Annotated in this window: 12 protein-coding genes; 10 read left to right on the forward strand and 2 right to left on the reverse strand. The window is 41.0% G+C overall.

Annotation, left to right across the window (positions count from 1 at the left end):
- Positions 1-61: 61 nt before the first annotated feature.
- A complete protein-coding gene (locus tag I4V44_RS07230; protein WP_025578568.1) occupies positions 62-475 on the forward strand; it encodes an HIT family protein in 414 nt (137 codons plus the stop codon).
- Between the two features lie 26 nt (positions 476-501).
- A complete protein-coding gene (locus I4V44_RS07235; protein WP_008706973.1) occupies positions 502-1035 on the forward strand; it encodes an RNA polymerase sigma factor in 534 nt (177 codons plus the stop codon).
- Here I4V44_RS07235 and I4V44_RS07240 read toward each other — a convergent pair whose 3' ends face one another.
- Positions 1036-2106, reverse strand: a complete 1071-nt coding sequence (locus I4V44_RS07240; RefSeq protein WP_008706972.1) for an undecaprenyldiphospho-muramoylpentapeptide beta-N-acetylglucosaminyltransferase — start codon at positions 2104-2106, stop codon at positions 1036-1038.
- Positions 2107-2274: 168 nt separating this feature from the next.
- Here I4V44_RS07240 and I4V44_RS07245 point away from each other — a divergent pair, with 168 nt between their 5' ends.
- Together I4V44_RS07245 and I4V44_RS07250 are read left to right on the forward strand one after the other, a co-directional pair.
- Positions 2275-2715, forward strand: coding sequence for a hypothetical protein (locus I4V44_RS07245; RefSeq protein ID WP_055053367.1), 441 nt, complete (start codon positions 2275-2277; stop codon positions 2713-2715).
- A 570-nt stretch (positions 2716-3285) separates the two neighbouring features.
- A complete protein-coding gene (locus tag I4V44_RS07250) occupies positions 3286-4902 on the forward strand; it encodes an MBL fold metallo-hydrolase RNA specificity domain-containing protein (RefSeq protein ID WP_055057657.1) in 1617 nt (538 codons plus the stop codon).
- Positions 4903-5051: 149 nt separating this feature from the next.
- Here I4V44_RS07250 and I4V44_RS07255 read toward each other — a convergent pair whose 3' ends face one another.
- Positions 5052-5297, reverse strand: a complete 246-nt coding sequence (locus I4V44_RS07255) for a TIGR03905 family TSCPD domain-containing protein (RefSeq protein ID WP_008706968.1) — start codon at positions 5295-5297, stop codon at positions 5052-5054.
- 368 nt (positions 5298-5665) lie between these two features.
- On the opposite strand from I4V44_RS07255, the gene I4V44_RS07260 reads away from it, so the two are divergent.
- From I4V44_RS07260 to I4V44_RS07285, 6 genes are all read left to right on the forward strand, one after another.
- Complete coding sequence (locus I4V44_RS07260) at positions 5666-6364, forward strand: 5'-methylthioadenosine/adenosylhomocysteine nucleosidase (RefSeq protein ID WP_008706966.1); 699 nt, start codon at positions 5666-5668, stop codon at positions 6362-6364.
- A 109-nt stretch (positions 6365-6473) separates the two neighbouring features.
- Entirely contained in the window at positions 6474-6842 is a 369-nt protein-coding gene (locus I4V44_RS07265; protein WP_022379846.1) for a hypothetical protein, read from the forward strand.
- Positions 6843-6929: 87 nt separating this feature from the next.
- Positions 6930-8093, forward strand: coding sequence for a class I SAM-dependent methyltransferase (locus I4V44_RS07270; RefSeq protein WP_008706963.1), 1164 nt, complete (start codon positions 6930-6932; stop codon positions 8091-8093).
- Positions 8090-10543 carry a hypothetical protein gene (locus I4V44_RS07275; protein WP_196002531.1) on the forward strand — a complete coding sequence of 818 codons (2454 nt, stop codon included), beginning with the start codon at positions 8090-8092 and terminating at the stop codon, positions 10541-10543. The genes I4V44_RS07270 and I4V44_RS07275 overlap by 4 nt, the downstream gene beginning before the upstream one ends.
- A gap of 213 nt (positions 10544-10756) precedes the next feature.
- On the forward strand, positions 10757-12247 hold the full coding sequence (gene galT / locus I4V44_RS07280) for a UDP-glucose--hexose-1-phosphate uridylyltransferase (protein ID WP_008706957.1): 1491 nt from the start codon (positions 10757-10759) through the stop codon (positions 12245-12247).
- Positions 12248-12440: 193 nt separating this feature from the next.
- A complete protein-coding gene (locus I4V44_RS07285; protein ID WP_118338991.1) occupies positions 12441-14846 on the forward strand; it encodes an InlB B-repeat-containing protein in 2406 nt (801 codons plus the stop codon).
- Positions 14847-14912: the final 66 nt, after the last annotated feature.

Raw genomic sequence — 14912 nt, forward strand, 5'->3', positions numbered from 1 at the left:
GACAAGTATTACTGATTATTGCAAATCAAAATCTTGAATTTTAAGAAAGAAGGATTTAAAGATGGAAAATTGTATTTTTTGTAAAATCGCTAATGGAGAGATTCCTGCTGCAACACTTTATGAGGATGAGAATTTCAGGGTAATTCTTGACCTGGGCCCGGCGAGTAAGGGACATGCGCTGATCCTTCCGAAATCGCATGCTGCCAATATTTATGAATTATCGGATGAAATGGCTGCAAAGGCAATGATTCTTGCAAAGAAAATGGCGACAGCAATGACAGCAGCACTGAAATGTGACGGATTTAATATTGTACAGAATAATGGCGAGTGTGCAGGGCAGACAGTATTTCATTTTCATATGCATCTGATTCCGAGATATAAAGGAGATCAGGTGGGAATCACATGGCACCCGGGTGAACTCAGTGATGCAGATAAAGAAGAAATCCTGTTAAAAGTAAAGGAGCAGCTGTCCTGATATTCTGATACAGCACATTGCAAAAGATGGAGAATATAGATTTTGTAAGTATCTACAGGAAATACCGCTCTCGGGCGTTCAATATTGGAAAATTTATCCTTGGCGATGAAGACGAAGCAGAAGATGTCTGTCAGGATGTATTTGAGACTTTGTTTCATATGGGCCGGAGTGTGGATTTTTCAGATGAAAAGAAACTGGAGAATCTGATTGTCAGAATCAGCTACCATAAGGCATCCGATCATCGCAAAAAGGCCTTCAGGAAATATGAATATGCGAACTCAGATGCGATTCTGGAAATGACAGATATGCGGGTAAGAAAAGGTAATCGTGTAGATGAGATTGTTCTGAATCTGGAGGCAGCAGGATACCTGCAGTCGATATTTGAAAAACTGAGAGAAAAGAACAGGACAAATTATGAAATCTATGTCAGTGTAACGTTATATGACATACCAACGCGTCTCGTTGCCAGACATTATCATATCACAGAAAATAATGTGAATAACAGAGTCATGAGGACGAGACGCTGGCTTGCCAGGGAATATAAGAAAATAACCCGGTGATTACTGTTTATTTACGCAGTCTTCGATCAGTCCGGTGATTTTTTCAATAGAATTCATATGACTGCTTTCTGACATGGCATGAACATAGGACTCTCTGTTCTGGTACAGTTCGCGGATTGCGTTTAAAAGTGTGCTTTCTGTAATCTCTTCTTCCTCAAGTACCATGCTGAATCCCTGACGTTCAAATGAACGTGCATTGAGGATCTGGTCACCGCGGCTGGCATTTGCAGAAAGCGGGATCAGAAGATTGGGTTTTTTTAAAGCATTCAGTTCACAGATTGCATTGGCACCTGCGCGGGAGATAACGATATCAGACAGAGCAAACAGATCGGCAAGCTCCTGTTTAATATATTCATACTGTACATATCCTTTTGTGTCTTTGAGACTTTCATCCATTTTTCCCTTACCACACAGGTGGATAACCTGAAACTCTTTTAAAAGTTCCGGAAGGATTTTGCGGATATTTTCATTGACAGATGCAGCACCAAGACTTCCGCCGATCACCATAAGAACCGGTTTGTCATCTGTGAAACCACAGAATTCGCGGGCTGCCTCTTTACTTCCGTTTAATAATTCCTGACGGATAGGAGTACCTGTAAGTACTGCTTTGTCAGCAGGAAGACTTTTTACAGTCTCAGGGAAGTTACAGCATACTTTTGTTGCAGATGGAATGCAGATCTTATTTGCAAGTCCGGGAGTCATATCTGATTCATGAATGATGGTAGGAATTTTACGTCGACCGGCAGCGATTACAACCGGGACAGTCACGAAGCCACCCTTGGAGAAAACCACATCTGGTTTTAATTGTTTCAATAATTTTTTGGCCTCACCGAATCCTTTCAGTACACGAAATGGATCTGTGAAGTTTTTCAGATCAAAATAACGTCTCAGCTTTCCGGATGAGATTCCGTAATAAGGAATATTCATTTCTTCAATAAGTTTTTTTTCGATTCCATCGTAGGATCCGATATAGGAAATTTCGTATCCAAGCTCCTTAAGGCGTGGGATCAGAGCAATATTCGGAGTCACATGTCCGGCTGTGCCGCCGCCGGTGAGCACAATATGTTTCATAGAGATTCCTCCTGTTTTATTCTGAATAGTTACAACAATTCTATAAAAGACTGCAGGGAATATGTGAAATCCTGCGAAAATGTCCGGATTCATTATTTTATGGAATTGCTATACGTTACTATTTAATATGAACCCAAGGGGAGAAATTGTCAAGGAAAGTTAAATATTATGAAGAACAAAACAGATATACAGACAAAAAATCAGCAGATAGACAAAATACTTCAAGAGCAGTATGATGCTGAAACCAAAATACTTGAATCCGCATTGCTGAACGTAGCAGGCAAAACCTCATGGGATGAATTTCCGGAAGAATCCGAGGAGAAGATCCGGGCGGGGTATGATCGGCTGATCACCCGACTGAGAGAAACAGGGGATTTCAATGAAGCAGCCAGGGCTGAAAAGACAGGAAGCACCAGGGCAGCAAAGGAAAAACTTGAAATTCTTGAGTATGACTGGAACAGGACTCACAGAATCCTGAAATCTGCAGCTGCCGCAGTGGCAGTAGTTATGTTGACTGCGCTGGTGGGAATGACTGCTATAGCTGACTGTCGATATCCGGATAAAAATACGCAGACATATCAGAAAACATCCGTTTTTGAAAAAAAATAAAAAAATTTTATTTTTTGTGTGATATTTGCCGATTTGATTCGCATAGTATATGTAATGAAAGTTTGCGAAGCAGAAATCCGGCATTTTATTCTTCGTATAAGTGTGCGGATCAAAGGCTCGGAACAAAACGTTATATATTTATGCACTGACCGACAGAGAATCATTAAAATATCGGCAAATTTTTAAAATTCTTACGTGGCAGATGCAAAGAAAGGCAGGAACAGTCGAAAAAAAACTGTTTCTGCTTTTTGTTTTCAGAAAAGATATTGTTAATTTGTTTCATTGTAGTGTATAATTAATACAATATAGAAGGATCATAAAAGTAGTAAAAAGCTGCCGGGTTAAACAGGCAAAATGCAGCAAAACAATTGGGGATATCAAAAATGTACTCTCGGAGTCTTTATTGCACTTGCTTTTATGGCTGATTTTTCGCCAGATGCACCCGAATTTTATCAACGTACGCACCGCGTACGCCTCAAAACTTCGGGCACATCTGACAAAAAATCTTCTCATAAAATCAAGTACAAAAAGATTCCGAGAGTACATCAAAATCTGAAGGGAGGTTTTTATATGAAGATTACATTTATCGGGGCAACTCATGAGGTTACGGGATCCTGTTATTATCTGGAGGCAGCAGGTCACAAGTTTCTTGTAGACTGCGGAATGGAGCAGGGACCGGATTATTATGAAAATGCAGAAATACCAGTGGCTTTGGGAGAGATAGAATTTGTTCTTCTGACACATGCACATATAGATCACTCAGGTAATCTTCCGGCTATTTATGCAAAGGGGTTCAGGGGACCGGTATATGCCACAGATGCCACCAGCCATTTATGCGATATTATGCTCAGAGATAGTGCGCACATTCAGATGTTTGAAGCAGAATGGAGAAACCGTAAAGGCAGACGACAGGGCAAACCGGAATTTGTTCCGGCTTATACAATGGAAGATGCCATGGGAGTGATCAGAAACTTTGTGGGATGCCCGTACAATAAGATGATTACTCCTGCAGAGGGAATCTCAGCCCGGTTTATTGATGCAGGCCATTTGCTGGGCTCTGCAAGTATTGAGCTGACGATCAGGGAGGAGGATACAGAGAAAAAGATTGTATTCTCCGGAGATATTGGAAATACCTGCCAGCCCTTGATCAAGGATCCTGAGTATCTGCACCATGCAGATTATATAGTTATGGAATCCACTTACGGTGACCGCAGTCATGGAGAAAAGCCTGATTATGTGAAATTGTTGTCGGAAATCATCCAGGAAACCTTTGACAGAGGAGGAAATCTTGTGATTCCTTCTTTTGCAGTGGGACGTACGCAGGAAATGCTGTACTTTATCAGACAGATCAAGGCAGACGGACTGGTGTATGGACATGACGGATTTAAAGTATATGTGGACAGTCCTCTTGCAAATGAAGCTACCACGATTTTCTCGGAGCATCAGTATGACTGTTTTGATGAAGAAGCGATGGAACTGATCAAAAAGGGAATTAATCCAATCAGTTTCCCTGGATTGAAGATTTCCGTCACCAGTGATGATTCGAAGTCGATCAATTATGATGAGGAGCCCAAGGTAATCATTTCAGCCAGTGGTATGTGTGATGCAGGCCGTATCAAGCACCATCTGAAACATAATCTGTGGAATGAGAAGAATACGATTCTTTTTGTAGGATATCAGGCGGTCGGTACTCTTGGAAGAGCACTGATCGAGGGGGCTGCAGATGTGAAACTGTTTGGTGAACCTGTTCATGTGGCAGCGCATATCTGCCAGATGCCGGGAATCAGCGGTCATGCGGATGTGAATGGCCTTTTAGACTGGGCGAAGGCATTTGAGGAGAAACCGCAGAAAGTCTTTGTTACTCATGGAGATGATACAGTTACAGAGATTTTTGCAAAACGTCTGACAGATGAACTGGGGTATGATACAATGGCTCCGTTCAGCGGTACGGTTTATGATCTGGCAGACGATGTATGTCTGTATGAGGCAAAGGGTGTGAAAATCCAGAAAGCATCTGCATCACCGAAGGCAACAAGAGCAGCCAGAGCCTTCGAGAAACTTCTGGCACTTGGTTACAGGCTTATTACGGTTATCAGGAAAAATGAAGGAACGCCGAATAAAGATCTGGAAAGATTTTCAAGAGATGTTCAGTCCCTGTGTGATAAATGGGACAGGACAGATATGTAAATTAAAAAAATATCCCACGAAACTTTATCTATAGCAATCTTTGTAAATAATATATTGATTCAATTTACATTATTTAAGAGGCTTGCTATAGTTTTCGTGGGATATTTTATACGGTCACCTGCGTAACTGTTCAGTATTTCCACAGTTGTTTATTTGTTCAGAACTTCCTCCAGTGCAGTGGAAAGCTGATCCGGACATGAGGTATTCTTAAATCCGCATTTGATTCCTTTTAATCTGCTGATCACTTCCTCTGCATCCATTCCCTCTACAAGACTGGCTACACCTTGGGTATTTCCGCTGCATCCGCCGATGAAACGGACATTGTGGACTTTCTTATTGTCATCTACTTCAAATTCAATATGGCTGGCGCAGACACCTTTTGTTTTATACGTCATGATATGTTTCCTCCTGTGTGAAAAAATGTAAATATAAATGCTGCTGTTCATATGCCACTACGTGACTGTTCATTCCGTTCATAGTAACGTAGCCAAAATTCATTCCAGATTGCCTGCGGCAATGGAATTTGGGCTTGTATGTCTCGGGATTTTGGCATATTCATGCCAAAACACCTCGCGGAATAGTGATATGTGAACAGTAACATAAAATAGCAATTGTATTATAACAGAGGATAAAAAAAGTTTCCATATAAATAAAGTTTTGCTATAATAAAGAGATGTCAGGAACATTTGTCACTGTTTACACATCTGAACCTGATACCATGAAAATGAAAAATTACAATATACAAAGAAGAGGTGTTTTAATAATGAAATGTATCGGAATTATCGGAGCAATGGAACAGGAAGTTGCAAAAATCAAGGAAAAAATGCAGGATGTCACAATTACATCCAGAGCCCGTATGGATTTCTATGAGGGAACTCTGGAAGGAAAGAAAGTAGTTGTTGTACGCTCAGGAATCGGAAAAGTAAACGCAGGTATGTGCACACAGATCCTTGCAGATGTATTTGGTGTGGAAGCGGTGATCAATACAGGAATTGCAGGAAGTCTGAATAATGATGTAAATATTGGGGATATTGTTCTTTCTACAGATGTTTTGCATCATGATATGGATGCGATCGGCTTCGGATATAAGAAAGGTCAGATTCCGCAGATGGATGAATTTTCCTTCCCTGCTGATGAAAAACTTCGTAAACTGGCTGCAAAAGTATGTAAAGAAGTAAATCCTGAGATCAGTGTATTTGAAGGAAGAATCTGTTCCGGAGATCAGTTTATCTCAGATAAGAGCGTTAAAGATGCCATCATTTCAGAATTTGGTGGATTTGCAGTAGAGATGGAAGGTGCTGCTATCGGTCAGGCTGCTTATCTGAACCATATTCCATTCCTTGTAGTAAGAGCAATCTCTGATAAGGCAGACGGAAGTGCTCACATGGATTACGCTGAGTTTGAGATGGCGGCAATTGAACACAGTGTCAAATTAACTGTAAGAATGATCCAGGAATTGTAATCTGCAAGAAGTAGATGAAATAAAGCGGCACGTGAACTGTATTTCGGCACAGTCTGCAGAACTTTGCATATACTGAAATAGACAATCGAAAAGAATGCAGGATCGTACGATGTATCTGAAAGAATATTTTCCGTTTTATACCACATATGCAAATCCTCTTCTGTATGAAGGAGAACGGATGCAGGATAAAGAATTTAACCTGATGAAATCCTATTATCCGGGGACTGTACAGCATATTCAGGAGAAAATAGAAGAGGAATGTGATCTCATGGATTATGAGGGAAGCCGCCTTTATGATGAATATCCGGATAAATATATGATTTATCATTTAAGCTGCAAGATCAGGGAGAGTATGGAACCGGAAATAAGCACTCAGGCTATCAGGGAGGATTTTCTGGATGAACTGATACAGGTAATGCTTTGTCAGGAAATATCCAGAAGAAGATGCCGCAGATATCGCTGCAGGAGATACTTTTAAAACAGATTGTAATTGCTCGGGAAATCGGTTTGCCGGTACACCGGACAGTTACAACAGATTATATAACATTAACAGACAGAAAGAGCAATGAAAAATTTAAGAGAATATTTAGAAGAACAGATAAATGAAAATCTGATACAGGCTGTTCTGAGTGCCGGCAGAAATAAAGATGGCATATCAAAAATAAAGATTCGTCCGATCCGGCTGAAAGGACAGATCTGTTATCAGGCATCTGCCACAGAAGGACAGAAAGTTCTGCATAAAAACTACGGGCGTACGGAACTGATTGAATATGTGGAAAAAGAACTTGCAGAGAATTTCAGACAGTTTCAGGCACAGGGGGCAGTAACAGACGGGGTTGTTCTTGTCAGTAAAAAGGGGAAAATGACTATTAAACAGAAACACCATGAACAGAAAGAAAAAGTTCAGATCCAAGCACATAACCGGGTGAAACAATATATTCTTAAAGAAGGTGTTCCGGTTCCGTTTTTGATCGATCTGGGAGTTATGAATGAACAGGGAAAGATTATCCATGCCAGATATGACAAATTCAGACAGATCAATCGTTTCCTTGAATTTATTGAAGATATACTTCCCAGACTTTCCAGAGACAGAGAAATAACGATTCTGGATTTTGGCTGTGGAAAGAGTTATCTTACTTTTGCCATGTATTATTATTTAAGAGAACTAAAAGGATATGATGTAAATATCATAGGTCTTGACCTGAAAACAGATGTAATTGAGAAATGTAATTCTCTGGCACTCAGATACGGATATGAGAAGCTGCATTTCTATCATGGTGATATTGCAGATTATGAAGGTGTATCCTGTGTGGATATGGTGGTAACGCTTCATGCCTGTGACACAGCTACCGATTATGCACTTGCCAAGGCAGTGGAATGGGGAGCTGAAGTCATTCTTTCCGTACCCTGCTGTCAGCATGAAGTTAATAAACAGATCAAAAATGAAATGCTGGAGCCGGTTCTGCGCTATGGAATCCTGAAAGAAAGGATGTCTGCGCTGATCACAGATGCTGTGCGTGCAGATCTTCTGGAGAGCAAAGGTTATGATACCCAGATCCTGGAGTTTATTGATATGGAACATACACCTAAGAATCTCCTGATCAGAGCAGTCAGAACAGGGAAAAGATCAGACCAGGGTAAGGTGGAGAAAATGCTTGCAGCCCTGAATATCCATCCTACACTGGACAGGCTTCTGAATGAAAAAGAACAGGAAGGGAGTGTGCGATGAAAAGGATACTGAAAAAAGCAGGTATTCTTCTTCTGGTATTTCTGCTTGGTACAGCAGGTACTGCATTGCTTCTTAACAGTGAATCCACAGATAACCGTTCTGATTTTAATGACGCAGTGTTTCCGGAAGTCATGGTGGATATGAATGATACGCTGATAAACCGGATGTATGGATATGCGCAGCCTATGCAGGCGGATTTTAGCAGAGACAGTGTGACTCCTCTGGATACATCAAAAAAACTGACATTTAAAGTGAATCCCTATGATTCGGAAGTAAAGAGTTTTTCTTATGAGATCCGTACATCTGATGGAAGTAAAGTCCTTGAAAATAAGAAGATTAAGAATCTTGTAAAAGAAGATCAGTATTTGTCCGTAGACGTGGAGATTGGCAGTGATCTGCGTATGAATCAGGAATATTCCATGCAGATTGCCCTGGAACTGGATGAGGGTACAGCATATTATTATACGAGAGTTGTTTCCAGGTCACAGGTACATGCATCAGATTATGCAGCTTTTGTAAAATATTTTTATGAAGCGTGTCTTGACAAAGAGTCAGCAGATGCACTGGGAAGTTATCTGGAACCACAGACAACAGGAGCAGCAACGAATTACTCAGGAATTAATATTAATTCTTCCCTGAGTGAGATCAGTTGGGGGAATCTTGCTCCGCAGCTGTGTCAGGAGGGAATTCCTGTGATCAAAGAGATCAATGAGACAACTGCCAGCGTTGTGCTGGAATATCAGCTGACTTCGCAGAATGAGGATGAGGAAACGGAATTATATGACGTAAAAGAATTTTACAGAATGAAATATCAGGATACCAGGATTTATCTGCTGGATTTCCAACGTTCTGCAAATCAGGTCTTTGATGGTACACTGCCTGTTTATGAGGATGATGGGATTATCCTTGGAGTGCGCGATAAGAATGTAGAATATATGATGAATGATGCTGCTACTGTGATAGCTTTTGTGCAGGAGGGAGATCTGTGGTCCTATTCACCGGGCAATGAAAAGGTAAATCAGGTTTTCAGTTTCAGAAAATTGAAGGACGGAGATTTCCGCGATTCCAGAACTCAGCATGACATCAAGATCGTCAGAGTAACTGATGAAGGAGATATTGATTTCGTACTTTATGGATATATGAACAGAGGAAGCCATGAAGGATATGAAGGAATTGCAGTTTACCATTACAATCGTGATAAAAACGTGGCAGAAGAAAGAGCCTTTATCCCTGTTTCGGAATCATTTGAATTTCTGAAAAAAGATCTTGAAAAACTGTCCTATGTCAATGAAAAGAATGAGCTGTTTCTGATTCTGGCGAAGAATCTTTACAGGATCAATATCGAAGAGAACTCCAGTGAAATTCTTGAAAAAGGAATAAAAAATGCGAATTTTGTATCTTCCGATAATAATGACCATGCAGCCTGGCTGGTTTCAGAGGGGGATGAAAAGGGAAATATCAAAGAAATCGATTTTGATACCTGTAAAACCCGACTGATCGCACCGCAGAAAGGCCAGAGACTTCGTACAGTTGGATTTATGAATGAAGATCTGATTTATGGAATGCTGAATAAAGAAGATATTCTTACAGATGAGGAGGGACATAAATCTGTTGGGATCCGCATTCTGCGTATTGAAGATTTTGAAGGAAATGTAAAAAAAGAATACCGGAAAGACGGACTTTATATCACTGATATTTCAGTAGGAAATACTCTGATCGAGTTTGAACTTTCTGCAAAATCCGGAGAAATCTCTTATGTTGCCCAGAAGAAAGATACGATCATGAATAATAAAAAGGCAGCGGCAAATACAGTAAAAATCGAACTTATTTCTGCATCCAGGACAGGTGTTCGTGTGAAACTGGTATTTAACACAACCAAACAGACAGATTCTCCGCTGACTATGTATGCAAAGGTAAGCAGTTCCGACCGGAAAGACATTGTTCTGGACACTCAGATTCCTCAGGAAATAGCATATTATGTTTACGGACAGGGCGGACTGGACGGTATCTATATAGATCCGGCGAAGGCTGTATTGCGTGCAGATACGCTGGGAGGTGTAGTGCTGAACCGTACACAGCAGTATGTATGGGAACGTGGAAATAAAAAGACAAAAATGCAGATAGATACAGAAGAGATTCCGGAGATTGTGCTTCAGGGAACCTATGATATTAAAACCCTGAAAAAGAGCCTCAAAAAGACCGGAACTGTGATCGATCTTTCCGGCTGCAGTCTGGACAGTGTGCTGTACGAGATAAGTGCACAGCGTCCGGTAATTGCCAAAACGGGAGCAGATACAAGCGTGGTGATCGTAGGATATGATGAATATAATACCTGGCTGTATGATCCGGTTAAAAAAGAGACCTATCCGTATGGAATGAATGACAGTACGGATCTTTTCCAGAAAGCCGGAAATGTGTTTATCACCTATATAGAAACAGTAAATTACTGATGAAAAACATAACCGGCAGGCAGCTGAGAACGGAGCGAACAGTAATGCGACAGCAACCTGCCGGTTATTCATCCAAAAAATTGTAAAAATGCTTCTTTACATTTCACTGATATTTGAGTATTCTAAAAAGGACAAACAGTGGCAGAGAAATTTATTGTTTAAACACGTTACTGTAAGAGTGAAACAGTAACAGCGAAACGGAGGAACGTACAGATGTTATATGAGAACATTAAAAAATTAGTACAGTACGGAGTAGAAACAGGACTTACACCGGCCTGCGAGAAGAATTATACAATAAATCTTCTTCTGGATGTCTTTAAAGAAGACGAATATGTGGAACCTGAGGAAGAGTACAGGGATATCGATCTTGAAGAGGTATTAAATGCACTTCTGGATGAGGCTGTGAAGAGAAATCTCATAGAAGACAGTGTTGTGTACAGAGACCTTTTTGATACCAGACTTATGAACTGTCTGATGCCGCGTCCGGCGCAGGTACAGAATGAGTTCTGGAGCAGATATGAGAAAGATCCACAGGAAGCAACCGATTACTTCTATAAACTCAGTCAGGACAGCGATTATATTCGTCGTTATCGTGTAAAGAAAGATCAGAAATGGACAGTAGACAGTGAATATGGTAAAATCGATATCACCATCAATCTTTCCAAACCGGAAAAAGATCCGAAGGCAATCGCTGCTGCCAAGCTTGTAAAATCCAGCAGTTATCCGAAATGTCTTCTTTGCCCGGAGAACGAAGGATATGCAGGAAGAGTTAATCATCCTGCCAGAGAGAATCACAGAATCATTCCTATCACTGTAAATGACAGTCCCTGGGGATTTCAGTATTCCCCATATGTGTATTACAATGAGCATTGCATCGTCTTTAACAGTCAGCATGTTCCGATGAAGATTGAGAAGAATACATTTATCAAACTTTTTGATTTTGTAAAACTTTTCCCGCATTACTTCCTGGGATCCAATGCAGACCTGCCTATCGTAGGCGGTTCTATTTTAAGTCACGATCATTTCCAGGGCGGACATTATACTTTCGCAATGGCAAAAGCACCGATCGAGAAACATGTGACTATTCCGGGATATGAGGATGTAGAAGCAGGTATTGTTAAATGGCCTCTTTCAGTTTTAAGGATCCGTCATAAGGATGAGAAGAGACTGATAGAGCTTGCTACACATGTTCTGGAAGCGTGGAGAGGTTATACAGACGAAAGTGCGTTTATCTTTGCTGAAACTGATGGAGAACCGCACAATACGATCACACCGATCGCCCGCAGATCCGGAGATATGTTTGAACTGGATCTCACACTTAGAAATAACATTACTACTGATGAGCATCCTCTTGGTGTATACCATCCGCATGCAGAGTATCACCATATCAAGAAAGAGAATATTGGTCTGATCGAAGTAATGGGACTTGCCGTACTTCCGGCAAGATTAAAAGAAGAATTGGAACTTCTGGCAGAATATATTCTGGAGGGAAAAGACATTTCTTCCAATGAGAAGATTGAGAAACATGCAGCGTGGGTTGCAGAATTCCTTCCGAAATATGACAACCTTGATAAAGACAACATTCAGGATGTTCTCAGAAAAGAAGTCGGTAATGTATTCGTTCATGTACTTGAGGATGCCGGCGTATATAAATGCACTGCTGAAGGCAGAGAAGCATTTATGAGGTTTATCAATAAATTATAAGGAATATTTTCAACCATAAGAAAACAGTGTTTACATAGCAGGATGACAAATCTGGTATTATTTACATATGAGCAGGTTGTGGCGGTTCTGATCAAAAGCCGGGCAGTCTGAAGATGTTTTTGAATGATTGGGAATGCATAGAGAACGTCCCGCATATTTTATGTTGGGACGTTTTTGCAAAATGGAGGTAAATATGTACAGAAAAAGACACAAAAGAGGAAAGCGTCTGGCAAGTGTGTTTCTGACTGTGGCACTGATCACTGCAACAGTTCCCGTACAGGCAGCAGAGTTCGGCACTCCGGACAGTTTTGAAGAGATTTTCAGTTCAGGGGAAGAAGATTCGTGCATAACTGATACAGAAAATACTTTGCCGGCAGCTTCTGATTCGGAGAAAGTAATGGCATCGGAACTGTCACCAACACCAACAGTGACTTCGACACCGGAGGGTACACCTGCACTGACAGAAACACCGACTCCTTCGGTCACACCGATGCCGTCTTCAACACCGACTCCTTCAGTCACACCATCACCATCTCCCACGCCGACGATTAATCCGGAGAAAGAGGTAATGCTCCGGTTTATAGACGGAGAAGGAAATGAATGTGAACAGCTGCGAACAGTGATGTCCTGGGGTGAATCTTTGATCCTTCCCAATGTACCGGATACAGGTGCACCGGATATGTGGAAACTGGAAAAAAATGAAAAACTTGGAGATGCGATCACTCTGAAGGGTGGAGATATTCTTACTCTGAAGAAAGGCGAGAGCTGGAATCTGTTTCTCGAAAAAGGCATCCTGAACTTCTATATGCCAAAGAAATGTACGGTTTCCCTTTATAATAATTCAGGAACCAGTGTGTTTTCCAATGGAATTCTGCAGGCATATGAGACAAAAAACGTCATACTTCCGGATATGCCATCATCTAAATACATTAATTATGGATGGACAGATACAAAGGGAAGTTCTGCTGTAAAATATGAACTGAATTCAGAATTTACAGTGACCGGTGACACAGATTTTTACATTGTGCGCCGTACAGCACTTCAGGTGAATTTTAAGACCAATACAGGGGCAAGCAACAGTAAATTTACCAGACTGAATCAGAAAGTCGGAAAAGGACTTACAGTTACAATGCCGCAGGTGCCTGTCAAGACAGGATATCAGTCTCTGGGATGGTCAAAGAGTAAAAAAGCCTCCAAAGCTGACTATAAAGCAGGCCAGAATGTGACTATATCAAAAACACTGACTCTCTATGCTGTATATAAGAAATTGCCTTACACAGTTACTTTCAATAACAATAATGGAACAAGTACCAGCAAAATTTATACTTCGCTCACCATGTATGCGTCAAAAAATCAGAAAGTGACACTGCCTGATGTGCCGAAAGTAAAGGGCTATACAAATCTGGGCTGGACAACTGAAAAGGGAGAAACAGAACCGGAATATTCAGCCGGTGATACAGTAAAGATTACAAAGGCAACTCGGTTCTATGCAGTGCGCAGAAAGAGTAATTATTATACGGTCAGCTACTATCTGGGAAATGGAAGCACTAATGCGGCTTATCAAAAACTTACTCAGACAGTAGAAGAGGGAACGGTTGTTACCTTTGCAAAAGTACCGGCAAGAACCGGTTATGTTAACCAGGGATGGTCAAGTAAGAAAAATTCTGAGAAAGCAACAGCAAAGGCGAAATGTACAGTCAACAAAAATATCACTCTTTATGCGGTACAGAAGAAGGCAGTACAGCTGACTTTTCACAGATGTGACGGTAGCACCTGGCAGAAAACGACTCTGGCAAAAGGAAGTTCTTATTCTCTTCCGGGCGTAAGGGATGCAGAAGGTTATACTTTTATGGGGTGGTCCACAAAACCGATGCAGAGTGTTTCTCCGCAGTATGAGGCAGAAGAAAAAATCACGGTAAATGGAAATGTGGATCTCTATGCAGTGGTATTTAACAGAACAACGGAAACAGACCTTACAGAGGATCAGCTTCCGCAGGTAGATATCTATAAATATAAACAGGTGATTTTTGTAGGTGATTCCCGTACGGAATTTATGGAAAATGTTCTGACAGGAATGGGAGAATCTGCGACTAAAAATGTGAAGTTTGTCTGCTCGGCAGGAAAGGGACTGGACTGGTTTACCACTACAGGATGGGCTCAGCTTTATTCCATAGTACAGCACGATTCCAACAGTATTCTTTCAAAGAAAACCGCAGTGATCTTTAATTTTGGAGTAAACGACTTGTCAAAATCTGCAGATTATGCGGAGTATTATAACTGGATTGCACCACAGCTTAAAAGCAAAGGATGTGAACTGTACTTCATGTCTGTAAATCCGGTGAATCGTCTGATGCTTTCCAATGCGGGAAGAGCGGACAGAAGTGAGGCGGCAGTCAGATCATTCAATCAGTATATGAAAGCAAATCTGTCTTCTGCTTATACTTATATTGATATGTATTCTTATCTGAAATCAACAGGATACAGCTTTGCCAGTGATCATTACGGAACCGGTACGGTAGATGACGGGCTTCACTATACTACAAGGACATATAAGCGTATTTTTGCAAAATGTATGGATTCATTGAGAGTGCCTGCCTGACGAAATGGCAGAGAGCATGATTTTGCTACACCTGACAAAAGAAAAAACATAGTTAAATACCAGATT

The sequence above is a fragment of the Blautia sp. 1001283B150304_161114_C9 genome (assembly GCF_015668165.1).
Taxonomy (GTDB): Bacteria; Bacillota; Clostridia; order Lachnospirales; family Lachnospiraceae; genus Blautia_A; species Blautia_A wexlerae.

Bases quoted from the DNA above. Each gene is read 5' to 3' on its own strand.
- I4V44_RS07240 (WP_008706972.1), bottom strand. From the start codon at position 2,106: ATGAAACATATTGTGCTCACCGGCGGCGGCACAGCCGGACATGTGACT.
- I4V44_RS07230 (WP_025578568.1), top strand. From the start codon at position 62: ATGGAAAATTGTATTTTTTGTAAAATCGCTAATGGAGAGATTCCTGCT.
- I4V44_RS07275 (WP_196002531.1), top strand. From the start codon at position 8,090: ATGAAAAGGATACTGAAAAAAGCAGGTATTCTTCTTCTGGTATTTCTG.
- I4V44_RS07245 (WP_055053367.1), top strand. From the start codon at position 2,275: ATGAAGAACAAAACAGATATACAGACAAAAAATCAGCAGATAGACAAA.
- I4V44_RS07235 (WP_008706973.1), top strand. From the start codon at position 502: ATGGAGAATATAGATTTTGTAAGTATCTACAGGAAATACCGCTCTCGG.
- I4V44_RS07265 (WP_022379846.1), top strand. From the start codon at position 6,474: ATGTATCTGAAAGAATATTTTCCGTTTTATACCACATATGCAAATCCT.
- I4V44_RS07270 (WP_008706963.1), top strand. From the start codon at position 6,930: ATGAAAAATTTAAGAGAATATTTAGAAGAACAGATAAATGAAAATCTG.
- galT (WP_008706957.1), top strand. From the start codon at position 10,757: ATGTTATATGAGAACATTAAAAAATTAGTACAGTACGGAGTAGAAACA.
- I4V44_RS07255 (WP_008706968.1), bottom strand. From the start codon at position 5,297: ATGACGTATAAAACAAAAGGTGTCTGCGCCAGCCATATTGAATTTGAA.
- I4V44_RS07285 (WP_118338991.1), top strand. From the start codon at position 12,441: ATGTACAGAAAAAGACACAAAAGAGGAAAGCGTCTGGCAAGTGTGTTT.
- I4V44_RS07250 (WP_055057657.1), top strand. From the start codon at position 3,286: ATGAAGATTACATTTATCGGGGCAACTCATGAGGTTACGGGATCCTGT.
- I4V44_RS07260 (WP_008706966.1), top strand. From the start codon at position 5,666: ATGAAATGTATCGGAATTATCGGAGCAATGGAACAGGAAGTTGCAAAA.